21 protein-coding genes are annotated in these 22,122 nt (G+C 58.1%); 14 read left to right on the plus strand and 7 right to left on the minus strand.

What is annotated here, in order from left to right; genetic code table 11:
• Positions 1–9 precede the first annotated feature (9 nt).
• Positions 10–459 (minus strand): ferric iron uptake transcriptional regulator, encoded by a 450-nt coding sequence (gene fur, locus J8G15_RS16985; protein WP_210543639.1) that lies wholly within the window; start codon positions 457–459, stop codon positions 10–12.
• Between the two features lie 86 nt (positions 460–545).
• Here fur and J8G15_RS16990 point away from each other — a divergent pair, with 86 nt between their 5' ends.
• The 12 genes from J8G15_RS16990 (at position 546) to gshB (ending at position 14,193) form a co-directional block, all read left to right on the plus strand.
• Entirely contained in the window at positions 546–1,088 is a 543-nt protein-coding gene (locus J8G15_RS16990; protein WP_210543640.1) for an outer membrane protein assembly factor BamE, read from the plus strand.
• Between the two features lie 31 nt (positions 1,089–1,119).
• Entirely contained in the window at positions 1,120–1,923 is an 804-nt protein-coding gene (dapB, locus tag J8G15_RS16995) for a 4-hydroxy-tetrahydrodipicolinate reductase (protein WP_210543642.1), read from the plus strand.
• Complete coding sequence (locus J8G15_RS17000) at positions 1,920–2,573, plus strand: MotA/TolQ/ExbB proton channel family protein (protein ID WP_210543644.1); 654 nt, start codon at positions 1,920–1,922, stop codon at positions 2,571–2,573. Before dapB ends, J8G15_RS17000 begins: the two co-directional genes overlap by 4 nt.
• 17 nt (positions 2,574–2,590) lie before the next feature.
• Positions 2,591–3,031 carry a biopolymer transporter ExbD gene (locus J8G15_RS17005; RefSeq protein ID WP_210543646.1) on the plus strand — a complete coding sequence of 147 codons (441 nt, stop codon included), beginning with the start codon at positions 2,591–2,593 and terminating at the stop codon, positions 3,029–3,031.
• Between the two features lie 42 nt (positions 3,032–3,073).
• Positions 3,074–5,782: a leucine--tRNA ligase gene (leuS, locus tag J8G15_RS17010; protein WP_210543648.1), complete on the plus strand. Its 2,709-nt coding sequence runs from the start codon at positions 3,074–3,076 to the stop codon at positions 5,780–5,782.
• An 8-nt stretch (positions 5,783–5,790) separates the two neighbouring features.
• Positions 5,791–6,306 carry an LPS assembly lipoprotein LptE gene (lptE, locus tag J8G15_RS17015; RefSeq protein WP_210543650.1) on the plus strand — a complete coding sequence of 172 codons (516 nt, stop codon included), beginning with the start codon at positions 5,791–5,793 and terminating at the stop codon, positions 6,304–6,306.
• Positions 6,290–7,363 carry a DNA polymerase III subunit delta gene (holA, locus tag J8G15_RS17020; RefSeq protein ID WP_210543652.1) on the plus strand — a complete coding sequence of 358 codons (1,074 nt, stop codon included), beginning with the start codon at positions 6,290–6,292 and terminating at the stop codon, positions 7,361–7,363. Before lptE ends, holA begins: the two co-directional genes overlap by 17 nt.
• A 41-nt stretch (positions 7,364–7,404) precedes the next feature.
• Complete coding sequence (locus tag J8G15_RS17025) at positions 7,405–8,727, plus strand: glutamate-5-semialdehyde dehydrogenase (RefSeq protein WP_210547638.1); 1,323 nt, start codon at positions 7,405–7,407, stop codon at positions 8,725–8,727.
• A 40-nt stretch (positions 8,728–8,767) separates the two neighbouring features.
• Complete coding sequence (locus J8G15_RS17030; protein WP_210543653.1) at positions 8,768–9,799, plus strand: DUF6352 family protein; 1,032 nt, start codon at positions 8,768–8,770, stop codon at positions 9,797–9,799.
• Positions 9,800–9,896: 97 nt separating this feature from the next.
• Positions 9,897–11,192: a glutamate--cysteine ligase gene (gene gshA / locus J8G15_RS17035; protein WP_210543655.1), complete on the plus strand. Its 1,296-nt coding sequence runs from the start codon at positions 9,897–9,899 to the stop codon at positions 11,190–11,192.
• Positions 11,193–11,345: 153 nt separating this feature from the next.
• Positions 11,346–13,214: a potassium transporter Kup gene (locus J8G15_RS17040; protein WP_210543657.1), complete on the plus strand. Its 1,869-nt coding sequence runs from the start codon at positions 11,346–11,348 to the stop codon at positions 13,212–13,214.
• A 25-nt stretch (positions 13,215–13,239) separates the two neighbouring features.
• Positions 13,240–14,193, plus strand: coding sequence for a glutathione synthase (gene gshB / locus J8G15_RS17045; RefSeq protein WP_210543660.1), 954 nt, complete (start codon positions 13,240–13,242; stop codon positions 14,191–14,193).
• On the opposite strand, the gene J8G15_RS17050 is transcribed toward gshB, so the two are convergent.
• Together J8G15_RS17050 and J8G15_RS17055 are read right to left on the minus strand one after the other, a co-directional pair.
• Positions 14,177–15,010: a class II glutamine amidotransferase gene (locus J8G15_RS17050; RefSeq protein ID WP_210543662.1), complete on the minus strand. Its 834-nt coding sequence runs from the start codon at positions 15,008–15,010 to the stop codon at positions 14,177–14,179. The two genes, gshB and J8G15_RS17050, sit on opposite strands and share 17 nt — an antisense overlap.
• Before the next feature lie 22 nt (positions 15,011–15,032).
• Complete coding sequence (locus tag J8G15_RS17055) at positions 15,033–15,224, minus strand: 4-oxalocrotonate tautomerase (protein WP_210543664.1); 192 nt, start codon at positions 15,222–15,224, stop codon at positions 15,033–15,035.
• A 313-nt stretch (positions 15,225–15,537) separates the two neighbouring features.
• Here J8G15_RS17055 and J8G15_RS17060 point away from each other — a divergent pair, with 313 nt between their 5' ends.
• Positions 15,538–17,394 carry a hypothetical protein gene (locus J8G15_RS17060; RefSeq protein ID WP_210543665.1) on the plus strand — a complete coding sequence of 619 codons (1,857 nt, stop codon included), beginning with the start codon at positions 15,538–15,540 and terminating at the stop codon, positions 17,392–17,394.
• Positions 17,395–17,446: 52 nt separating this feature from the next.
• Here J8G15_RS17060 and J8G15_RS17065 read toward each other — a convergent pair whose 3' ends face one another.
• Positions 17,447–17,668: a hypothetical protein gene (locus J8G15_RS17065; protein WP_240538349.1), complete on the minus strand. Its 222-nt coding sequence runs from the start codon at positions 17,666–17,668 to the stop codon at positions 17,447–17,449.
• Positions 17,662–17,880: a cysteine-rich CWC family protein gene (locus tag J8G15_RS17070; protein WP_210543666.1), complete on the minus strand. Its 219-nt coding sequence runs from the start codon at positions 17,878–17,880 to the stop codon at positions 17,662–17,664. Before J8G15_RS17070 ends, J8G15_RS17065 begins: the two co-directional genes overlap by 7 nt.
• A gap of 186 nt (positions 17,881–18,066) precedes the next feature.
• Here J8G15_RS17070 and J8G15_RS17075 point away from each other — a divergent pair, with 186 nt between their 5' ends.
• Positions 18,067–18,990: an MBL fold metallo-hydrolase gene (locus tag J8G15_RS17075; RefSeq protein ID WP_210543668.1), complete on the plus strand. Its 924-nt coding sequence runs from the start codon at positions 18,067–18,069 to the stop codon at positions 18,988–18,990.
• Between the two features lie 113 nt (positions 18,991–19,103).
• Here J8G15_RS17075 and J8G15_RS17080 read toward each other — a convergent pair whose 3' ends face one another.
• Positions 19,104–21,308: a malate synthase G gene (locus tag J8G15_RS17080; protein ID WP_210543670.1), complete on the minus strand. Its 2,205-nt coding sequence runs from the start codon at positions 21,306–21,308 to the stop codon at positions 19,104–19,106.
• Positions 21,309–21,319: 11 nt separating this feature from the next.
• A complete protein-coding gene (locus J8G15_RS17085; protein WP_210543672.1) occupies positions 21,320–22,093 on the minus strand; it encodes a haloacid dehalogenase type II in 774 nt (257 codons plus the stop codon).
• Between the last annotated feature and the right edge of the window lie 29 nt (positions 22,094–22,122).

Here is a 22,122-nt window from a genome sequence, read left to right on the forward strand (position 1 = left end):
TACGCTTGCTTAAGACGCTTGATGGCGCGTGTTGACCGGCCGGTGAGGGCACTTTTCAGTGGTGCAATGGGCGTACAGACTCAAGGCGTGATCCGCAATCTTGAATCCCTTGGCTTTCGCTACGGCGTTCTGACGCTTCTCAATCTCCGCATCGTAAAACTCTTCCACTTTGCCGCAGTCCAGGCAAACCAGGTGATCGTGGTGCTCGCCTTCATTCAACTCATAGACCGCCTTGCCGCTTTCAAAGTGGCTGCGCGACAGGATGTCCGCCTGCTCGAATTGTGCCAATACACGGTAAACCGTCGCGAGCCCCACATCGGAGCGATCATCCAGTAGGACGCGAAACACGTCTTCGGCCGTCATGTGGCGCTGGCCGCCTTTCTGAAAAATTTCCAGAATTTTCAACCGGGGCAGAGTGGCCTTCAGGCCCGTGTTTTTGAGTTCGTCGATGTTTGTCATGGTGTTTCTCTTTGTTGCCCTGGGATGGGCTATGCCTCTCAGGTGCAACCAGTACAATGATCCATCATATCGCTACATCTTGACCCATGTCTGATCTTCAACGACTCTTTGCCCGTTTGTCCTTCCTGTTGGCGGTAAGTGCGGGCTTGGCAGCCTGTGGCAGTTTGAATTCCGCGAGTGGCCGTATTGCCAGCGTTGTCACGCCGTACAAGATTGATATTGTGCAGGGCAACTTCGTGTCGAAAGAGCAGGCTGCGGCGCTTCAGCTCGGCATGAGTCGCATTGATGTGCGCAATATTCTGGGTACCCCGTTGTTGACCAGCATTTTTCACGTGGATCGTTGGGATTATGTTTTCACCTTCAAACGCCAAGGAATTGAGTCGCAAGCCCGCAAGGTCACCGTGTTTTTTAAAGGTGAAGTCCTTGAGCGCGTCGAGGCGGATGAATTGCCCACCGAGGCGGAGTTCGTGGCGTTGTTGGATTCCGGTCGCAAAGCAGTCAAAGTGCCCGTACTTGAGTTGTCTGAGGAGGCATTGAAGCAATTGCCAACGCCTGCCAAGGTGGTTGATGTCAAGTCGCTCGCACCGCTGCCCGCCAGCTACCCTCCACTGGAACCCGCAAGCCGCTAAGCCGGGCTTGCCTCTTCATAGCATATTCACCATGACCAACAGAATTGCCATTGCGGGCGCATCCGGCCGCATGGGCCAGATGCTGATTGAGGCCGTCAGGGCTTCTGACGATTGTTTGTTGACGGGCGCACTGGATGTGCCCAGTAGTTCGGCGCTGGGGGCTGATGCTGCTGCGTTTCTCGGGCATCAAAGCGGCGTCACCATTACGGCCGATCTGTCGTTGGGTCTCTCCAATGCCAATGTGTTCATTGACTTCACCCGCCCTGAGGGGACGCTGGCGCATTTGCGAGTGTGCCGCGAGTTGGGCGTCAATGCGGTCATTGGCACGACCGGCTTCACCGACGCGCAAAAGATTGAAATTTCGGCCGCAGCCAAAGACATTGCCATTGTGATGGCGCCCAATATGAGCGTCGGCGTCAACGTCACGCTCAAGCTGCTGCAGATGGCGGCCAAGGCCTTGTCGACAGGCTATGACATCGAAATCATTGAAGCCCACCATCGCCACAAGGTGGATGCTCCGTCGGGCACGGCCTTGAAAATGGGGGAAGTCATCGCCGATGCGCTGGGTCGTGATCTGAAGGATTGCGCGGTCTATGCCCGTGAAGGTGTCACCGGTGAGCGTGATCCATCTTCCATTGGTTTTGCGACCATTCGGGGTGGAGACATCGTGGGGGATCACACAGTGCTGTTTGCTGGCACAGGTGAGCGCATTGAGATCACCCACAAATCTTCCAGTCGAGCGACTTACGCACAGGGTAGCCTGCGTGCAGCCCGTTTTTTGAGTGTTCAGAAAACTGGTTTGTTCGACATGTTCGATGTCCTTAATCTGAAATGAACCTTGCCCACTTGCTGTTCCAAGGCGATGCAGTCAGCATGGCAGTTGTGCTGCTGCTGTTGGCCATGTCGGTTGGCAGTTGGGTGGTAATTTTGTGGAAGTCCTGGTTGCTGCGTCGCGCCAGTCAGGATGTTTTGCGCTGTGTGGCCGCGTTCTGGCAGTCGCCGTCCGTTGAATCGGCCTTGCAGCAATTCCAAGCATTTGATCGGGAAACCTTGCTCACGCCGATGGTGTTGGCAACCCAGATGGAGGCGCCGGGTACCCTTGCCGCGGCCGGTGACCGGGCACAGCAGTTGACCCGTGTGCTGCGTGATGCGCTTCATCTTTCACTGGCCAAACTGCAGCATGGCCAGGTCTTACTGGCCACGGTGGGCTCTACGGCACCATTTGTGGGGCTGCTGGGCACTGTTTGGGGCATTTACCATGCGCTGATTGGCATTGCCCAAGAAGGCCAGGTGTCGATTGACAAAATTTCTGGCCCCGTGGGAGAGTCGCTCATCATGACGGCGGCAGGCTTGGCCGTGGCAATTCCTGCCGTGTTGGCTTACAACGTGTTGGGGCGTGCCATTGGGCGCTTGGAGGCTGAGCTGGAGGGCTTTGCACTTGATTTGCGCGAGCTGGCTGTGAGCCAGTCTGCGTTGCCGACCTGATTGGAGATCTTGGCCCCATGTCCTTTGGTCGCTTAGAACGAACGCCAGGTCCGCAGCCACTTAGCGAGATCAACATGACCCCGCTGATCGATGTCATGTTGGTGCTGTTGGTGATCTTCATCATCACTGCGCCTTTGTTGACCAGCTCGATCAAACTCAATTTACCCAAATCAGACGCGACGCCGGCGGCTGTCGCGCCGACTGCGGTGACTCTGGTGGTGGACTTGACTGGGCAGGTCTATCTGGATGACCAGCCCATGCCTTTGGACACGCTCATCAGCCGCTTGAGCCAGACGGCTCAAGTCAATCCGGATACGGAAGTGCAACTCCGGGCAGATGCAGCCGTGCCCTACGGCCGTATTGTTGAGGTTATGGGCACCGCACAAAAGGCGGGTCTGAACCGGATTGGCTTTGTCGCTGAACCCACGCCGTCCAGTGCGACGGTTGCGAAACCCTAAAATCGCTTGATTGCGGTCTGTCGGCCGATTGAGTGAACCCTTATGCAAGATAAATACAACCACCTCGAGGTCGAGCAATCGGCGCACAGTCACTGGACTGCCACGGACGCTTACCGCGTGATCGAGGACACGTCCAAGAAGAAGTTCTACGCCTGCTCCATGCTGCCCTACCCCAGTGGCAAGCTGCACATGGGCCATGTGCGCAACTACACCATCAACGACATGCTCACGCGCCAGTTGCGCATGAAGGGCTACAACGTGCTGATGCCCATGGGCTGGGACGCGTTTGGGCTGCCCGCCGAGAACGCCGCGCTGAAAAACGGCGTGCCTCCCGCGCAGTGGACGTTTGACAACATTGCCTACATGCGCAAGCAAATGCAGGCCATGGGCCTGGCGGTTGACTGGAGCCGGGAGATTGCCACTTGCGACCCGAGTTATTACAAGTGGAACCAGTGGCTGTTCCTGAAAATGCTGGAAAAAGGCATTGCCTACCGCAAGACCCAGGTCGTCAACTGGGACCCGGTGGACCAGACCGTGCTGGCCAATGAGCAGGTGATTGACGGCAAAGGCTGGCGCACCGGCGCCCCAGTGGAGAAGCGGGAGATTCCCGGCTACTACCTCAAGATCACTGACTATGCTGAAGAGTTGTTGGACCACGTCAAAAACGGCTTGCCGGGCTGGCCTGAGCGCGTCAAGCTCATGCAGGTGAACTGGATTGGCAAGAGTGAAGGCGTGCGTTTTGCCTTTACCCACAATATCAAAGATGATGCCGATCAACTTATTGGTGATGGCCGCATGTATGTGTTCACCACCCGGGCGGACACCATTATGGGCGTCACCTTTTGCGCCGTGGCGCCCGAGCATCCCCTGGCCACGCATGCGGCACAAAGCAACCCCACTCTGGCCGCCTTCATTGAAGAGTGTAAAAAAGGCGGCACCACCGAGGCGGAACTTGCCGTGCGGGAAAAAGAGGGCATGCCCACCGGCTTGTTCGTGACGCACCCGCTCAACGGTCACCCCATTGAAGTCTGGGTCGGCAATTACGTGCTGATGGGTTATGGCGATGGCGCCGTCATGGGCGTGCCTGCGCATGATGAGCGCGACTTCGTGTTTGCCAAAAAGTACGGCATTGACATCATTGAGGTCGTTTTGATTGATGGCCTCACCTATGACTATGACCAGTGGCAGGACTGGTATGGTGACAAGCAGCGCGGGGTCACCATCAACTCAGACAGCTTCAGTGGCATGAGCTTCCAAAGCGCGGTGGCTGCGGTCAGCCATGCCTTGCAGGTCAAAGGACTGGGCGAGAAAAAGACCACCTGGCGTCTGCGCGATTGGGGTGTGAGTCGCCAGCGCTACTGGGGTACGCCAATTCCGATCATCCACTGCCCCGAGCACGGCGCGGTGCCGGTGCCGGAAAAAGACTTGCCGGTGGTGTTGCCGCAAGACTGTGTGCCCGATGGTTCGGGCAACCCGCTGCACAAGCACGAAGGCTTTCACGCGGGCGTCGTTTGCCCTGTGTGTGGTGTGGCGGCGCGGCGCGAAACCGACACCATGGATACTTTTGTCGACAGTTCATGGTATTTCATGCGCTATTGCGATCCCAAGAACATCGAGCAGATGGTGGCGGGTGGTACCGATTACTGGATGCGGGACCAGGACAAGGCCACCGGCGGCAGCGGCATGGATCAGTACATTGGCGGCATTGAGCACGCCATTCTTCACCTGCTGTATGCGCGGTTCTGGACCAAGGTCATGCGGGATTTGGGCTTGGTTAAGATTGACGAGCCCTTCACCAAGCTGCTGACGCAAGGCATGGTGCTCAACCATATCTACTCACGCAAGGCCGACAAGGGCGGGATTGAGTATTTCTGGCCCCATGAGGTGGAAGATATGTTCGATGCTGCTGGCAAAGTCACCGGCGCCAAACTCAAGGAAGCCAAAGGCGATTTGCCGGCGGGCACACTGATCACCTACGAAGGTGTCGGCACCATGAGCAAGAGCAAGAACAACGGTGTCGATCCGCAGGACTTGATTGAGAAATACGGCGCCGACACCGCGCGGCTGTACACCATGTTCACCGCACCACCCGAGGCTACGTTGGAGTGGAACGATGCCTCTGTTGAGGGGTCCTACCGTTTCCTGCGCCGGGTCTGGAACTATGGCGTCAAGCTCGGTGCTATTGATTCTGTAGCTGCTTGTGCAAGTGTGGTCGGCGCAAACGCCTTAAAAGACATTCAATTCAGCAAAGAGGCCAAGGCCTTGCGGCTGGAGATGCACACGGTGCTCAAGCAGGTGGACTATGACTACCAGCGCATGCAATACAACACCGTGGTATCCGGCGCCATGAAGATGATCAACGCGCTGGAAGACTTCAAGGCCACCGAGTCCGAGGGCGCGCAAGTGGCCATGATTGAAGGCTTTGGCATTTTGCTGCGTTGCCTTTACCCGGCCACGCCGCACATCGCGCACAGTCTGTGGGCGGGCCTGGGTTACGCCGGCACGCTGGGGGAGTTGCTTGACGCGCCCTGGCCTGAGGTGGACCCCGCTGCCTTGGTCCAGGACGAGATCGAACTCATGCTGCAAATCAACGGCAAGCTCCGTGGCGCCATTGTGGTGCCGGCCGGCGCCTCCAAGGCCGAGATTGAGCGTGCGGCCATTGCCAGCGAGGCTTTCCAGAAGGCGTCTGACGGCGGCGCGCCCAAAAAAGTCATTGTGGCGCCGGGTCGTCTGGTCAACTTGGTCGTTTGAAAGTCTCTATGCAACGTCGCTCCGCTCTGTCTTTGTTGGGTGCTGTCAGTCTGACCTCGGTCGCCTTGGTGGGGTGTGGGTTCAAGCTGCGAGGCGCTCAAAGCTACAACTTCGAGACTATCGCGGTCCAGCCCAATCCGGGTGGCTCATTGGTCATTGAGCTGCGTCGTTCATTTGGAGGGGCCGTCAAGGTGCTGCCCTTGAAAGAGCCTTTGAAGAACGCCGATGTCATTCTCGAGATTTTGCAAGAGACGCGTGAAAAAACCGTGGTAGGCGTGAACAGCTCGGGCCAGGTGCGGGAGTTTCAGCTGCGCATCCGGTTGCGCTTCAGGGTTCGCACGCCCGAGGGTGAGGAGTTGGTGCCTGACACTGAAATCCTGCAAAAACGGGACCTTAGCTTTAATGAATCCGCGTCATTGGCCAAGGAGGCTGAGGAGGGCTTGCTCTACCGGGATATGCAAAGTGACCTGGTTCAGCAACTGCTGCGTCGTTTGGCAGCCGTGAAATATGCAGCTCAACCCTAACCAGCTCGGCGCTCACCTGCAGAAAGGCCTGAAAAGCCTTTACACCCTGCATGGTGACGAGCCCTTGCTGATTCAGGAGGCCTTGGATGCGATCCGTGTCGTTGCTCGCTCACAGGGCTATACCGAGCGAACGTCGCACACGGTGACTGGCGCTCACTATGACTGGAGCGAGGTGCTGGCGGCCGGCGGCTCATTGAGTCTGTTTGCCGACAAGCAAATCGTGGAGTTGCGCATTCCGACCGGCAAGCCCGGCAAGGATGGCAGCGCCGCTCTGCAGCACCTCGCCCAACAGTCTCGCGACAACGACACCACGTTGACGCTGGTCATGTTGCCCCGGTTGGATAAAGCCACCAAAACGGGCGCCTGGTTTGGCGCGCTGGAGAGTTTCGGTGTGACCGTGCAAGTGGAGCCGGTCGAGCGCAACGCCTTGCCGGCCTGGATTGCACAGCGCTTGTCCGCCCAGGGACAGCGGGTGGCGGGTGGCGACGAAGGGCAGCGGTCCCTGCAGTTTTTTGCCGACCGGGTTGAGGGCAATCTGCTGGCGGCACACCAGGAAATTCAAAAGCTGGGTTTGCTGCACCCGCAGGGCGAACTGAGCTTTGCGCAGATTGAAAGCGCGGTGCTCAACGTGGCGCGTTACGACGTCTTCAAGTTGTCTGAGGCCGTGTTGGCAGGGCAGTCGATTCGGGTGCAACGCATGCTGGATGGCTTGCAGGCCGAAGGCGAGGCCGAAGTGCTGGTGCACTACGCCCTGAGTGAAGACATTCGGGCGCTCAAGCGGGTCAAGGACGCGCTGGGCCAGGGGCGCCCCATGCCCATGGCCTTGCGTGAGCAGCGCGTCTGGGGCGCGAAGGAGCGCCTGTTTGAGCGGGTGCTGCCCCGGCTGAGTGATGCTGCGCTGGCGCAATTGTTGGAAGCCGCCCACTTGGTCGACGGCATTGTCAAAGGTTTGAAACAACCCGGTTGGCCGACCAACAACTGGCAGGCTTTGCAGCGGCTGGCCATGATGCTGTGCTCGCAGTGTGTGGTGTCGCCGCCAACCTCGCGCACGTATTGATTTTCCGGGCGTTGTGCAGTTTGATCGTGCGAGAATAAATGATGGACGCTCTCAACATCACGGAATACACCCAGACGCTGGGTTTGCAGGCAAAAGCCGCTTCAGCTCTGATGGCTAAAGCGCAAGCAGCTACTAAAAACAGAGCGCTTCGCAAACTCGCCGATTTACTGCGCGAGAACATCGACGCCCTGCAGGTTGACAACGCCAAAGACATTGAACGTGCCCAGACTGCTGGTTTGGCCGCTCCCATGGTGGATCGCCTCAAGCTCACCCCCAAAGTGATCGAAACCTGTGCCCTGGGCTGCGAGCAGTTGGCCGCCATGGCAGATGTGATTGGTGAAATCATTGGCATGAAGCAACAACCCAGCGGCATTCGCGTGGGACAGATGCGGGTGCCAATTGGCGTGTTTGGCATGATTTTCGAGAGTCGCCCCAACGTGACCATTGAGGCAGCCAGTTTGTCCATCAAAAGCGGCAATGCCTGCATTTTGCGGGGAGGCTCCGAGGCGATTGAGTCCAATAGAGCGCTGGCCAAGCTGGTGCAACTGGCGCTGATGGACAGCGGCTTGCCGGCAGACGCGGTGCAACTGGTGCAGACCACGGATCGTGAAGTGGTGGGTCAGCTCATCACCATGCCCCAGTACGTGGACGTGATTATTCCCCGGGGCGGCAAAGGGCTGATTGAGCGCATCAGCCGGGACTCCAAGGTGCCCGTCATCAAACACCTGGATGGCAATTGCCACATGTATGTCGATGACGGCTGTGACCTGGACATGGCTTTGATGTTGGTCGATAACGCCAAAACCCAGAAATACAGCCCTTGCAACGCCACAGAGAGCTTGCTGGTCGCGCGGCCCGTGGCCGAGGCTTTTTTGCCACGCGTGGGCGCACTGTTTGCGGCGAAGGGGGTCGAGATGCGCTGTGACGGTTTGGCAGCGCAGATTTTGCGCAGCAATCCGGTCGTCGCGTCGGTGCAGACCGCGCAAGGCGGCGGGGCGGGGGCCAGCTTGATTGTGGATGCGGTCGAGCCAGACTGGTCCGAGGAGTACCTGGCACCTATCATCAGCATTAAGGTGGTGGCAGGCGTGGATGAGGCCATTGCTCACATCAACCGATACTCCAGCCACCATACGGACGCCATCGTCACGCGGGATCACCTGCATGCCCAACGGTTTTTGCGTGAAGTGGACTCCGCCAGCGTCATGGTGAACACCAGCACGCGATTTGCCGACGGTTTTGAGTTTGGACTGGGCGCCGAAATCGGCATCAGTACCGACAAATTCCATGCCCGTGGCCCGGTGGGCATTGAGGGCCTGACCTCGTTGAAATACGTGGTGCTGGGTCAAGGCGAGGTTCGCACATGATGGCGCCTCGAATCAGTGGTTTCTCAAGAGGTTGTTATTGATGTTGGTCACACCTGAAATTGATTACTGGCCTACATCAGGCTATCGGCTGCTGGCAGTTGATGCCAACGGGCATCTGACTGTCACCGATGACTTTCTGCGCCACCTGTTGAGTCGCCCCGAACTGGCCCCTATTTTGGACTCCTGTCCCGCCGAGGTGGCGCTGCACGAGCAGTTGCTTGAGACGCCCCGGTGTGAGGTGCCCGAGGCGACTTTGGCGACTCTGCAAGACCGTGACGCGGCTGACAACTATGCGGTGTGGCTGCGTTTTCGAGCCCGCCTGTTGGCCGGGTCCACGCTGGAAGCCAGCTATATGGCCTTGTTCCAGGGGGATGGTGTTGATGTGGCGCCGGTTCTGGTTCAGCAACTGACGCAGATCTTGTTGCGTCATGTGCTGGGCGGCAAAGCGTCAGCGATGGAGGTCCGTGCGGCTGAAATGTTGTTTCGCACCCAGAAAGTATCCGTTCTGGAGGATGGCTCGGTCATGGCTGCAGACGACGAGACGGTCGAACGCCATGCCAGCAGCGGTGGTTTTGGCAGTTTGGGCGAACTGCTCAAACAGGGCGGTGCGCCTTTGCGCAGCGTCGACCTTGATGTCTTGGGGCTGGACAATGCGGCCGCTTATTGGCAGCGCAATGAGTGTTTTGACTTGGTGGTGAGCCTCAATCATGGCCAACCGGCGCTGGACGCCCTTTGCCGGGTGCTCACCCGCTGGATTGCCCACTTTTTACGCCTGGAGGTCCGCCTGCAGACCGACAAGGAAATTGTCGATGAGCACTGGGTTTGGCATGTGGGGCTGGACGCACAGGCCAGCGGCATTTTGAATGACCTTTACAAAGGCGATGAGGTATCAGACGAGCGGCGTCGCCGCCTGATGTGCCTGTTTCGACTGGAGTTTGTCAATCCGGCAGATATGCTGGCAGAGGTGGCCGGGCGCCCGGTCTACCTGGCCATGGCCATTGACGAGCAGAATCGCCTGCGGCTCAAGCCGCAAAACTTATTGCTGAACTTGCCATTATCGCGACGCTCTTAATTTGATTGCGCCGCCAGCGTCTGTGTTACCTTGAATATGGCAGAACCGGCGCCACGTCCTAGAATTCCGAATACCAAATACTGCGAAAGAGGGCTGCATGGTTCCACATCTTGTCACCGCACTTAACGGCCCCATCAACGAACTGGAGCAGCGGGTGCTGGACTCCACTCCCGCCATCGAGCGCTGGTTTCGCTTGGAGTGGATGGAGCACACACCGCCGTTTTACAGCTCGGTGGATGTGCGAAACGCCGGGTTCAAACTGGCGCCCGTGGACACCAATCTGTTTCCCGGCTGCTGGCAAAACCTGACCCCCGAGATGTTGCCGCTGGCTGTTCAGGCGGCCATGGCCTCGATCGAAAAAATTTGCCCTGAAGCGCGCAATCTGCTGCTGATTCCAGAGAATCAGCCCAGTAGCACGTCCTACCTTGCCAACGTGGCACAGTTGCGACGCATCTTTCACATGGCGGGGTTGAATGTTCGCGTGGGCTCCATCGATCCGGCCATCAAAAAACCCACTACGATTGAACTGCCGACCGGTGAGCGCGTGACGCTGGAGCCCGTCATTCGCACCAAGCGCCGTCTGGGCTTGAAAGACTTTGACCCCTGCACCATTTTGCTGAACAACGACCTCAGTGCAGGTGTGCCAGGCATTCTGGAAGAGGTCTACGAGCAGTACCAGTTGCCACCGCTTCATGCGGGCTGGGCCACACGTCGCAAAAGCAAGCATTTTAAGTGCTACGAAGAGGTTTCCAAGAGATTGGGCAAGTTGTTGGGAGTCGACCCGTGGTTGATCAATCCCATGTTTGACAAGTGTGAAAACGTCAACTTACTTGAGCCTGCCGGGATGGACCAACTTCGCACGCATGTGGATGCCTTGCTTGCCAAAATTCGTCGCAAATACAAGGAATACGGCATCAAGGAAAAACCGTTTGTGGTGATCAAGGCGGACGATGGCAATCACGCGCTGGGCGTCCTGACAGTGCGCGATGCCAAGGACATGGATACTTTGCTTCCCCGTCTTCAGGAAATTGCCAAAGGGCGGCCAGGCGTTTCTCTGCCGCAAGACATCCTGATTCAGGAAGGCGTTTTGACCAAGGAGCGTATCAATGACGCCGTGGCGGAGCCCGTGGTGTACATGATGGACCGCTACGTGGTGGGTGGTTTTTACCGGGTCCACGCTGGTCGTGGGATTGATGAAAACCTGAACGCACCAGGCGCCAGTTTTGTGCCCTTGGCATTCGAGCAAAGCGCACATCTGCCCCAACCCGGCATCAAGCCTGGCGCGAGTGCACCCAATCGCTTCTATATGTATGGCGTGATCGGGCGCCTTGCCATGCTGGCCGCCAGTTATGAACTGGAAGCAACCGACCCCGACGCAGAGGTCTATGCCTAGACCCTTGCGGGGCGATCTGCAGCGAGGTGTAGTTGCTGCGCTGCAACATTATTTGTGAATTAGAGAACCGTCTCCGAAAGAGCGACCGCGCAGGCGCACAATGGCGGTCCCCAATGGAATGGAACCCCGACGGAATTAGTGCGGGGTCAACTTGTGTCCGCATCAAAATCGTCTCTCACCGCACTCACTCTGGGTGCCATCGGCGTTGTCTATGGCGACATCGGGACCAGCGTTCTCTACGCGATCAAAGAGGTCTTCGGCTCCGGCCATGTACCGTTTACCCCTGATAACGTCTACGGTATTTTGTCCATTTTTTTCTGGACCTTGACCGTCATCATTTCGCTCAAGTACGTCACCTTGGTGCTCCGCGCGGATAACAATGGGGAAGGCGGGTTGGTAGCCATGCTGGCGCTGGCCTCCCAGTCCGTCAAAGACAAGCCCGAGTTGAGGCGGGTCTTGCTGATAGTGGGGATTTTCGGCGCCTGCCTGTTTTATGGTGATGGGGTCATCACACCGGCCATCTCGGTGCTCTCAGCGGTCGAGGGCCTGGAAGTGGTGTCCCCGACCTTCAAGAGCGCGGTGATTCCACTTACCCTGGTCATTTTGTTTGGTTTGTTTGCCGTCCAAAAGCGTGGCACGGCCGACATTGGCAGGTTTTTTGGCCCGATCACGGTCGTTTGGTTTGTCACCATTGCTGCCCTAGGCGTGGTTCAAATTGCGGGTCACCCCACCATTCTTTGGGCCATGAGCCCTCACTACGCGCTGGGTTTCATGTGGCACAACCCGGGCATCACGTTCATCATCCTGGGTGCGGTGGTGCTTTGCGTCACGGGTGGTGAGGCCTTGTATGCCGACATGGGTCACTTCGGCAAGAAGCCGATTCGCCTCGCCTGGTTTTCGGTGGTCATGCCCTGTCTGACGCTCAACTATTTTGGACAAGGTGCCTTGTTGCTGGAAAATCCGGCAGCCGTCAAAAATCCATTCTTCATGATGGCGCCCGACTGGGCGCTGGTGCCGCTGGTCGGCTTGGCCACGATGGCCACCGTGATTGCGTCGCAAGCCCTTATCTCCGGTGCGTTCAGCGTCACCAAACAAGTGATTCAACTGGGGTATTTGCCGCGTCTGCAAGTCCTGCATACCAGCGTCAAGGACACCGGCCAGATCTACATGCCGTTTGTCAATTGGGGCCTGTTCGTGGCCATTGTGATGGCGGTGGTGATGTTTCGCTCCTCCAGCAATCTGGCGTCGGCCTACGGTATTGCGGTCACGCTGGACATGTTGATCACCACAGTGCTGACCTTTTTTGTGATTCGGTACAGCTGGAAATACCCCTTGGTGCTTTGCATTGGCGCCACGGCGCTATTCTTTGTGGTCGATCTGGCCTTTTTCGCCTCCAACATGCGCAAGTTCTTTGACGGCGGTTGGTTTCCTCTCATGATTGGCGGCGCGATCTTTACCTTGATGCTGACATGGAAAGAGGGCCGACGCTTGTTGAACGAAAAGCTCAAAGCTGACGCCATTGACTTGCCCAGTTTTCTGGATGCCGTGTTCGTCAGTCCACCGGTGCGGGTGGAGGGCACCGCTGTGTTTCTGACTGCCGAGACCGGAACCGTTCCCAATGCCTTGCTGCACAACCTCAAGCACAACAAGGTGCTGCATGCCAACAATTTGTTCGTGACGGTCCAAAACCATGAGGTTCCCTGGATTGGCATGGGCAAGCGACTGGAAATTGAGGCTTTGGGCCACGATTGCTGGCAAGTCAAAATTCACTACGGATTCAAGAACGACCCGGACGTGCCCAAAGCGTTGCAGCAAATCAAGGGTCGCGGCTGTGAGCTCGAGGAGATGAGTACCAGCTATTTCTTGTCGCGTGACACCGTGGTGCCGTCCATGGGGCGGGGCATGGCGCGTTGGCGTGAAAAGCTGTTTGCCCAAATGCATCACAACGCTAGTGGTGCGGCTGATTTCTTGAAGCTACCCAACAATGCAGTGGTTGAGTTAGGCTCGAAGATCGAAATTTAGACCAGTCCCCTCTCTCGCATTTCTCATGAACATTCTTTTTGTCACCGACCCGCTAGCCTCCTTCAAAATCTACAAGGACACCACCTTTTCAATGATGCGCGAGGCGCAAGCTCGCGGTCACCGCGTATTTTCCTGTGAGCCACGTCAAATGGCATGGGTGTCCGGCGCACGAGTGCAAGCAGAAGTCACCGCCCTGCGCCTCACTGGCGACAAGGTGGATTGGTACACCGTGGAGAGCGCAGAGCGCCGGAACCTGTGTGAGTTTGATGCCATCATCATGCGCAAAGATCCGCCTTTTGACAGCGAGTATTTCTACGCCACCCACCTGTTGGAGCAGGCAGAGCGTGAGGGTGCGCAGGTCTTCAACAAGCCACGGGCGCTCAGGGATCACCCTGAGAAACTGGCGATTCTGGAGTTCCCCGAATTTATTGGGCCTACATTGGTGACCCGATCAGCGAAAGACATTCGCGAGTTTCACGCCGAGCACAAGGACATCATCCTAAAACCTCTGGACGGGATGGGGGGCGCTGGTATCTTTCGCGTGAAGGCCGATGGATTGAATCTGGGCAGCATCACGGAAACCCTCAACAAAGAGGGGGCTGAGACAGTCATGGTCCAGAAGTTTTTGCCGGCCATTGAGCAGGGTGACAAGCGCGTGCTGGTGATTGGGGGGCAGCCTGTTCCGTTTAGCCTGGCCCGTATCCCTCAAGGGGGCGAAGTTCGTGGCAACTTGGCTGCCGGTGGCATCGGGGTGGCCCAGCCTTTGACCGAACGTGATCGTTATATCGCCGAGTCATTAGGGCCGGTTCTCAATGCGCGGGGGCTGCTGCTGGTGGGGCTGGATGTGATTGGCGATAGCCTGACCGAAATCAATGTCACCAGTCCGACCTGCTTTCAGGAGATATTCGACCAAGCCGGGTTCAATGTGGCCGCCATGTTCATTGATGCATTGGAGCAGTCACTCAAGCCGACACTGTAGCGCCGGCTGGGGCGGTCAAGGTATTGCAAGACGACACCGTCCCCTCCACAAACACTGTCAATTGTCCCGGCACCATCGCCGTCCATTGCTCGTTGGTGGTGAGTGGCTCAGTAACCACAATGGCAAGGCGGTCTTCAGGGCCATTGAGCGCGGCCAGATCCGCTTTGACGTCTTCGTCTTTCAAGTGAACGTGCGTGAACGGTGGCTGACGCAAGACGTAATGCAGTTTGGTAGATGCATGAGCCCACAAGGCCTCTCCATTGCTCAGCAGAAAATTGAAAGTGCCAAATTTGGCAACCTGCGGTGCCAGCTCGTTCAGGGTGCAGGTCAGCTCCTCAATCGAGGGCACCCCTGCATGTGATTTGGCCAATTCTTGCAATAGCCAGCAAAAGGCCTGCTCGCTGTCGGTATCACCGACCGGGCGAAACGCACCATGCAGATGCGGGGTATAGCCCTTGAGGTCCCCGTTATGGGCAAACACCCAGTAGCGGCCCCACAACTCCCGCACAAAAGGGTGACAATTTTCCAGCATCACCTTGCCAACAGTGGCCTTGCGCACATGGGCAATGACGTTGTGACTTTTGATCGGGTAGCTGCGCAGCATCTTCGCAATGGAAGAGGTAGCCGCGCTCTCTTTGTCAACAAAATACCGAACGCCCTTTCCCGGCAGGTTGGGCGTGGTCGCGTCACTCTCAAAAAATGCGATACCCCAGCCATCCGAATGGTGGTCAGTGCCCCCGCCTCTCTGAGAGAACCCTGTGAAACTCAGGGTCAGGCTTGCGGGCAACCGGCTGTTCATTCCAAGAAGTTGGCACATAGGGCGGGTCGATGCTGGTTTTTTACGTGCGAGGCTCCGTCCAGAGCACACCCCCGGTGGCCCAGTTTTCCCGCTTGACGTCAGTGATCAGAATATCCACGGAATCTGGCTTGCCGCCCAATACTTCGACGGAGACGCGGGTGATTTCTTCCACAAGCTTCTTCTTTTGCTCTATCGTGCGGCCTTCGAGCATTTCAATATGGTAGGTCGGCATGGCTTCCTTGGGTTCGAGGTGATCGTTATGCAGCAATGATAGTGTCTATTGAGAGCTTGTTGCGTGATGAGCGAGGCGGTAAGGGCAGACGAAATTCGACGTCACTGTCACCCCGCTTCAGGGTGCTGCGCGCTTGCCGTGATTTGACCGGAGTTGGGTTGTGATATGAGAGAATGCGAAAAAAATTAGGAAGGCGACCTTGCAATATAGAGTCAAATCAATCGGGGCTGCGGCGCTTTTACTTTGTGTTTCGTTTGCTGGCGATGCTCTGACGCTAGGGAGCCTTCGTGGGCCAGTGATCATCGGGCGACCATTGGACGTATCGATTCCCGTGCAGGTGGAGCAGCAGGACGACGCATCGGCTGCGTGCTTTGATGCCGAAGTCTTCCACGCGGATGTTCGGCAGCCCGCCGTTCGCGTACGTGTCGAGCCAACGGGTTCGCCCCAGTCCGTCGTCGTGCGTGTGCAGTCCTCCGCTTTGGTCAACGAACCGGTTGTGTCCGTCACATTGCGCGCCCGTTGCGACCTGAAGGCTGAACGGCGCTACGTACTTCTCGCTGACCTGCCCAAGGCAGCAGACCCAACCGTCCCAGTTCAGATTGGCCAAATTTTGGTCCCCACGCGGACGCCTGTGCCCGTGGTTGCCGATCCAGCTCCGTTGCCTGCGGCGGCGGACGGATCTCCACGCCCCGCTCGAAAGGCGGCGCGAACGAAGGCAGAGAAGCCTGCCAAAGAGCCGCGTCAGGCTGCGGTCCTGGCCCGTGATGTGACGCCAAAGCGTGCGTCAACGCCGTCGGGTCAGTCCCGCCTGAAGCTGGACAATCTGGAATTGTTCTCAGACCGCATCTCGCTCATTGAGATGGAGCAGCCTGACGCGGCCGCAGACTATGTGTCGCCTGACCTGAAGAAAGTGCAAGACATGCAGATCACGGTCGATTCCCTGCAGGCCTTGATTGCGAAAAATGAAAGCAATCTGAGTGATTTGAGGACTCGATTGAATCAATCGGAATCAGCGCGCTTCCCGGCGTGGTTGGTTTATGCATTGGCAGCCTTGATTCTGGCGGCCGTGGCGGCTATTGCCGTGCTGTGGGGGCGTCAGCGACGCACGCAGGACGAGGATGGTGAGTGGTGGGGGGCGTCAGTCGTGGCGTCTGACTCATCGGTTGATGCCGTCGCGCCGAGTGGCAAGGTGCCACCTGTGCCCGCACCCGTTGCCAAGGCAGTGGTCGAGCCACGCCTGGAGAAGGCGGTGACGTTTCCTCCTTCCAACCAGTGGCATGACTCCAGAACCCAAGACGTCGATGTCAGTGAGGTCGAAATGGGAGAGTCCCGTTTCCACCGGATCATGCAGTCGGGCGAAGTTCAGGGGGCCGGCGAAGGCCATTCGGCCGCAGCTCCTCTCGACTTGGTATTGCCCGGGTCGGAGAGTTTTGATGCCGTACTGATTGCCGAGTTGCGCCAGCAGGCCGAGTTTTTTGTGGCGCTGGGGCAAACTGATCAGGCTTTGGTCGTGCTGGAGAAGGTGATACACGATAGTGATGTACCCAACCCCCATGTTTTTCTGGATCTGCTTGGACTGCAGCACTCACTCAGCAAAAAAATTGAGTTTCAGCGAAGCCGCGAGGGATTCAACCGCGTATTCAATTCGGTTGTTCCAGAGTTTGCCCGCTTCAAGTCAGAAGGCAAATCACTGGAAGCCTATCCTGCGGTATTGGCCGACATCACTGTGCATTGGGCGACACCAGAGGCCCTGGATTGCATTAATACCTATGTGCTGAAAAACAGGAGAAATGCCGAGCGAAGCAGCTTGGACCTGGCGGCCTTCCGCGATTTGTTGCTATTGCAGTCCGTGGTTCAGCAGTTGAATGACGACACGGTGGATCACTTGGGAGAGCCCGCTGCCTTTTACAGCGGCATAATTTCGACGGTCGAACAAACAGTGGTTGACCCTTCCGATTCCCAGTTTGAAAATATGATGGCCTTGGATCTCGATCTTTCTGATGTTGAGGGCGGCGATGACTCGGGTCACGATGGACTGGCAGCCGGTAATGCAGCGCCAGCCACCATCCCGACTGGACTAAAAGCCAATGACGAAACGCCGTCTCAAAACGACAACTTGATTGACTTTGACTTGCCCGATGTCGTCAAGCCAGACGAGACCCCCAAATAGCCCTGAGTTGCTGCGATGCAATGGCACCGGGAGGGCCGAGGTCGGCTCTCAACTAGGTTTTGCTTTTCAATCTCACGAGTCTAACCAGCAGTAGAACCGCAGGCGTGCTGTGCATCAGCAAGTCAAAGATGTCGATGGGCTGCGACAGCGTCCCGTCGCTCAACATGCGCATCTTTTCGATCAAATGGGGCTCCGGGGTGACAGGGGCAACCAGCATCCACAGCGCCAGCAAGACCAACCACACCAATGGAAAGCGGTCCAGCCACTTCAGCATGGTGTCGCCGCGTGGGCGCAGGCAGCGCAGACGCAGGCCTTGCCCTTTGATTCAGCCGGTATCTGCGCCAGCAGGTCGGCACTGAAGTCGGCCTGTGTGCACCAGCAGGGCGGCTGCTTTTGGCCACTGCTGCGCTCCAACTCCATGGCGCATTGATTGGGTTTTCCGCACAAAGGGCAATGCGCGGGGTCCGTTGGTGGTGTGATCTTCATGCAGGGCTCCTTTTACGTGGCGATGGGCGGTCCCAAAGTGTAGCCAGCCCTGTCGCTTGTGTGACGACGGATTGGCCGTGGCAAGGGCGCGCTATGGCGAGACAGGGGCGCGATGCTTGAGAATGGCCTGAAAGGAAATACCCATGAGATTCAACTCGCCGACCGACCTTGCACCAGGCCATACCGATGGCTGACCGACCCTCCCTCCCACATGGCGTCACCGTGTTTGAGCGGGGCTGGCTGTCGTCGAACAATATTTTGATCGAGGGCTCGGCGGGTACGGCGCTCATTGACAGCGGCTACTGCGCACATGCCGCACAGACGCTGGCGCTGGTTCAATGCAGTCTGAAGGACCGCCCTTTGGATGTGTTGGTCAACACGCATTTGCACAGTGACCACTGCGGTGGCAACGCCGCTCTGCAAGCCGCCTATCCGTCACTGCGCACACTGATTCCGCCTGGCCATGCCCCTGAGGTTCAGCGTTGGGACGCCGTTGCGCTGAGTTATGAACCCACGGGCCAGACCTGCCCGGCGTTCCAGATGACGGCGGCCCTGCAACCCGGCACCGAGCTTCGCCTGGGCGACGAGATGTGGCAGATCCACGCGGCGCCGGGCCACGACCCTCACTCCGTTATTCTGTTTGAGCCAGAGTCCCGTGTGCTGGTGTCGGCTGATGCCCTGTGGGAGCGGGGCTTTGGCGTGGTGTTTCCGGAGCTGGAAGGGGTGGATGCATTTGCCGAAGTGGGGTCAACGATTGATCTCATCGAGTCGTTGGACCCGGCGTGGGTGATTCCTGGTCATGGCCCTTTGTTCTCGGGCGTGAGTGCTGCGATTGCCAATGCGCGCGCCCGGCTGGACAGTTTTGTGACGAGGCCCGACAAGCACATTCAATACGCGGTTAAGGTCTTGCTGAAGTTCAAGTTGCTGGAGGTGCAGCGCCTGGAGCACGGCGCCTTGCTGGCCTGGGCTCAAGCCACCCCTTACTTCGGCCTCATTCACACCACCCATTTCCCGTCGCTTGATTTCTCCGAGTGGATTGCCCAGCTGATTGCCGACTTGGTTCGCGCAGGTGCAGCCACCCGGGATGGCGTCATGGTCCACAACGCATAAAGAGCAACGGCACCGAAGGTGCCGTTGCTCTTTAAGATGAAAATGTGCCTCTCGCCCTTATGGAAAGAGCGCGAGTAGCTATTTTTTTAATAGCTACTGAGCGAACTTGCTGATTAAGCCGCCGCCTTCACCTTCAAACGCCAAGCGTGCAGCAAAGGTTCGGTGTAGCCGCTGGGCTGTTCCATGCCTTTGAACACGAGGTCGCACGCGGCCTGGTAGGCCATGGAGGTGTCAAAGTGGCCGGCCATGGGTTGGTGCAGCGGGTCGCCGGCGTTCTGGCCGTCCACCACAGCGGCCATGCGCTCAAAGGTCTCCGTGATTTGGGCTTTGGTCACCACGCCATGGTGCAACCAGTTCGCCATGTGCTGGCTGCTGATGCGCAAAGTGGCGCGGTCTTCCATCAGGCCCACGTTGTGGATGTCAGGCACTTTGGAGCAACCCACGCCCTGGTCCACCCAGCGCACCACGTAGCCCAGAATGCCCTGGGCGTTGTTGTCCAGCTCTTGCTGCTTCTCGGCAGCCGTCCAGTTGGGGGTGGCGGTCACGGGCACGGTCAGCAAGCCGTTTAACAAGGTGTCGCGCTCTTTGTTGAAGTTGACTTTCTCCATGGCCTTCTGCACGTCTTTCACCAGCACCTGGTGGTAGTGCAGGGCGTGCAGGGTGGCTCCGGTGGGACTGGGCACCCAGGCGGTGTTGGCACCGGCCATGGGGTGGGCAATTTTTTGCTCCAGCATGGTTTTCATCAGGTCGGGCATGGCCCACATGCCTTTGCCGATTTGGGCCTTGCCGCGCAGGCCGCAGGACAGGCCAGTCAGCACGTTGTTGCGCTCGTAGGCGGCAATCCAGGCGCTGGACTTCATGTCGCCCTTGCGGATCATGGGGCCGGCCAGCATGGTAGTGTGCATCTCGTCGCCCGTGCGGTCCAGAAAGCCGGTGTTGATAAAGGCCACGCGGCTCTCTGCAGCGGCAATACAGGCTTTCAGGTTGACGCTGGTGCGGCGCTCTTCGTCCATGATGCCGAGCTTGACGGTGCTGTCCTCCAGACCCAGCATCTTCTCGACGCGGGTGAACAGCTCCGCAGCGAACGCCACCTCAGCCGGGCCGTGCATCTTGGGTTTGACGATGTAAACCGAGCCCTTGCGGGAGTTGCGGATGGCGTCTTTCTTGGTGCGGGCCAAGTCGTGCATGGCGATGGTGGTGGTCACCACCGCATCCAGAATGCCTTCCGGGATTTCGCGCTCGGCACCGGCTTTGTCGGTGTACAGAATGGCGGGGTTGGTCATCAGGTGGCCGACGTTACGCACAAACATGAGCGAGCGCCCGTGCAGGGTCACTTTTTTGCCGTTGGCGCCGGTGTAGACGCGGTCCGGGTTCAGCCCGCGGGTGAAACTCTGGCCGCCTTTGCTCACCTCTTCAGTCAGAGTGCCTTTCAGAATGCCGAGCCAGTTGGTGTAGGCAAGCACTTTGTCGTCGGCGTCCACCACAGTCACCGAATCTTCGAGGTCCAGAATGGTGGAAAGAGCTGCTTCCAGTACCAGGTCAGAGACGCCGGCCGGGTCCTTGGCGCCAATGGCCGTGGTGCGGTCGATGATGATGTCCAGGTGCAAGCCGTTGTGCTGCAACAAGACCGAGGAGGGGGCTTTTTCTTCGCCCTGGAAGCCGATGAGCTGCTCGGGGTTTTGCAGGCTGGTGTTGCTGCCGTCTGCCAGTTTGATGGCCAGCTTGCCCGCTTTCACGCGGTAACCCACAGAATCAAGGTGAGAGCCTTTGCGCAATGGCGCGGTGCGGTCCAGCACATTGCGGGCGTAGGCGATGACCTTGGCGCCACGCTTGGGGTTGTAGGTCTTGCCTTTTTCGCAGCCTTGTGTTTCGGCAATCACGTCCGTGCCGTACAGCGCGTCATAGAGGCTGCCCCAGCGGGCGTTGGCCGCGTTCAGCGCGTAGCGGGCGTTCAGCACCGGCACCACGAGCTGGGGGCCCGCTTGAATCGCCAACTCGGCGTCCACCTTGCGGGTGGTGATCTTGGCCTTTTTGGGGTTGGGCACGAGGTAGCCAATTTTTTCCAGAAACGCGCGGTAGGCGGGCATGTCCTGCACCGGGCCGGGGTGGGCTTTGTGCCAGCTGTCCAGTTCGGTTTGCAGGCGGTCGCGCTCGGCCAACAGGGCAATGTTCTTGGGGGCCAGGTCAGCCACGAGGGCGTCAAAGCCCTTCCAGAACTTGGACGGCGTGACACCGGTGCCAGGCAAGACCTGGGTATCGATGAATTCGGCCAGGTTGATGGCCACTTGCAGTCGGTGCTTGGTGATGCGATGCGTCATGGGGAAAGCTTTCAAGAGGAGGTGGGGAAAAAGTCCAGCACGTCGCGCAGGCTGCTGCCGGTGCGGGTGGGCTGGGTGCCGAGTTCTTCAAACGGCAGGCGATAGCGATTGACCCACAGGGTCTGGTAGCCAAACCAGGTAGCACCCAGTGCGTCCCAGGCGTTGCAGCTCACAAAGCCAATTTGCTCGGGCGTCAGGCCCAGGGTCTGGGCACCCAATGCATAGGCGTCGGGGTGGGTTTTGAATTTCCGCACCGGGTCCACACTGATCACATGGTCCAGCAAGCCATCCAGCCCAGCGGATTTCACGGCCAGGTTCAGCATGCCCGCGTCGCCATTGCTCAGAATGCCGGTGCGCACGCCCCGGTCCTTGAGGGCCTGCAGTACTTCGCGGTTTTCCGGGAAGGCGCTGAGGTGGCGGTACTGGTTCATCAGCTTCTCGACCTGGCCACCATAATTTTGATCAAATTGAGCGGAAGTCTTCGTACTCTCTTCGGGAGCCACTATTTTTTTGATAGCGTAGACCAAGGCGGAGCGGGTCAAATTCCAAAACGGCTGGTAGTGCGCGCCGTGGTTGCTGGTGGTGACCAAGCGGGTGTATTCGATCTGCTTGTCGCGCCACAGGACACTCAGGGTTTGGCCGTGGCCAGGGAACAATTGTTCGGCCAGCAAGCCGACGCTGTAGACATCAAACAGGGTGCCGTAGGCATCAAACAATACGGCAACGGGAGGACTAAAGCGTGTCGCTTTGGCTTTGCTGGGGGCTTGGTCAGGTGTTTGGCTCATGCCGTTATTTTATTCCTCACCCGCGTGAT

This window comes from Rhodoferax sp. PAMC 29310 (assembly GCF_017948265.1).
Classification (GTDB): Bacteria; Pseudomonadota; Gammaproteobacteria; order Burkholderiales; family Burkholderiaceae_C; genus Rhodoferax.

Excerpts from the sequence above, each read along its gene's own strand:
- fur (WP_210543639.1), bottom strand. The coding sequence starts at position 459 with ATGACAAACATCGACGAACTCAAAAACACGGGCCTGAAGGCCACTCTG.
- J8G15_RS16990 (WP_210543640.1), top strand. The coding sequence starts at position 546 with ATGTCTGATCTTCAACGACTCTTTGCCCGTTTGTCCTTCCTGTTGGCG.
- dapB (WP_210543642.1), top strand. The coding sequence starts at position 1,120 with ATGACCAACAGAATTGCCATTGCGGGCGCATCCGGCCGCATGGGCCAG.
- J8G15_RS17000 (WP_210543644.1), top strand. The coding sequence starts at position 1,920 with ATGAACCTTGCCCACTTGCTGTTCCAAGGCGATGCAGTCAGCATGGCA.
- J8G15_RS17005 (WP_210543646.1), top strand. The coding sequence starts at position 2,591 with ATGTCCTTTGGTCGCTTAGAACGAACGCCAGGTCCGCAGCCACTTAGC.
- leuS (WP_210543648.1), top strand. The coding sequence starts at position 3,074 with ATGCAAGATAAATACAACCACCTCGAGGTCGAGCAATCGGCGCACAGT.
- lptE (WP_210543650.1), top strand. The coding sequence starts at position 5,791 with ATGCAACGTCGCTCCGCTCTGTCTTTGTTGGGTGCTGTCAGTCTGACC.
- holA (WP_210543652.1), top strand. The coding sequence starts at position 6,290 with ATGCAGCTCAACCCTAACCAGCTCGGCGCTCACCTGCAGAAAGGCCTG.
- J8G15_RS17025 (WP_210547638.1), top strand. The coding sequence starts at position 7,405 with ATGGACGCTCTCAACATCACGGAATACACCCAGACGCTGGGTTTGCAG.
- J8G15_RS17030 (WP_210543653.1), top strand. The coding sequence starts at position 8,768 with ATGTTGGTCACACCTGAAATTGATTACTGGCCTACATCAGGCTATCGG.
- gshA (WP_210543655.1), top strand. The coding sequence starts at position 9,897 with ATGGTTCCACATCTTGTCACCGCACTTAACGGCCCCATCAACGAACTG.
- gshB (WP_210543660.1), top strand. The coding sequence starts at position 13,240 with ATGAACATTCTTTTTGTCACCGACCCGCTAGCCTCCTTCAAAATCTAC.
- J8G15_RS17050 (WP_210543662.1), bottom strand. The coding sequence starts at position 15,010 with ATGTGCCAACTTCTTGGAATGAACAGCCGGTTGCCCGCAAGCCTGACC.
- J8G15_RS17055 (WP_210543664.1), bottom strand. The coding sequence starts at position 15,224 with ATGCCGACCTACCATATTGAAATGCTCGAAGGCCGCACGATAGAGCAA.
- J8G15_RS17065 (WP_240538349.1), bottom strand. The coding sequence starts at position 17,668 with ATGCTGAAGTGGCTGGACCGCTTTCCATTGGTGTGGTTGGTCTTGCTG.
- J8G15_RS17070 (WP_210543666.1), bottom strand. The coding sequence starts at position 17,880 with ATGAAGATCACACCACCAACGGACCCCGCGCATTGCCCTTTGTGCGGA.
- J8G15_RS17075 (WP_210543668.1), top strand. The coding sequence starts at position 18,067 with ATGGCTGACCGACCCTCCCTCCCACATGGCGTCACCGTGTTTGAGCGG.
- J8G15_RS17080 (WP_210543670.1), bottom strand. The coding sequence starts at position 21,308 with ATGACGCATCGCATCACCAAGCACCGACTGCAAGTGGCCATCAACCTG.
- J8G15_RS17085 (WP_210543672.1), bottom strand. The coding sequence starts at position 22,093 with ATGAGCCAAACACCTGACCAAGCCCCCAGCAAAGCCAAAGCGACACGC.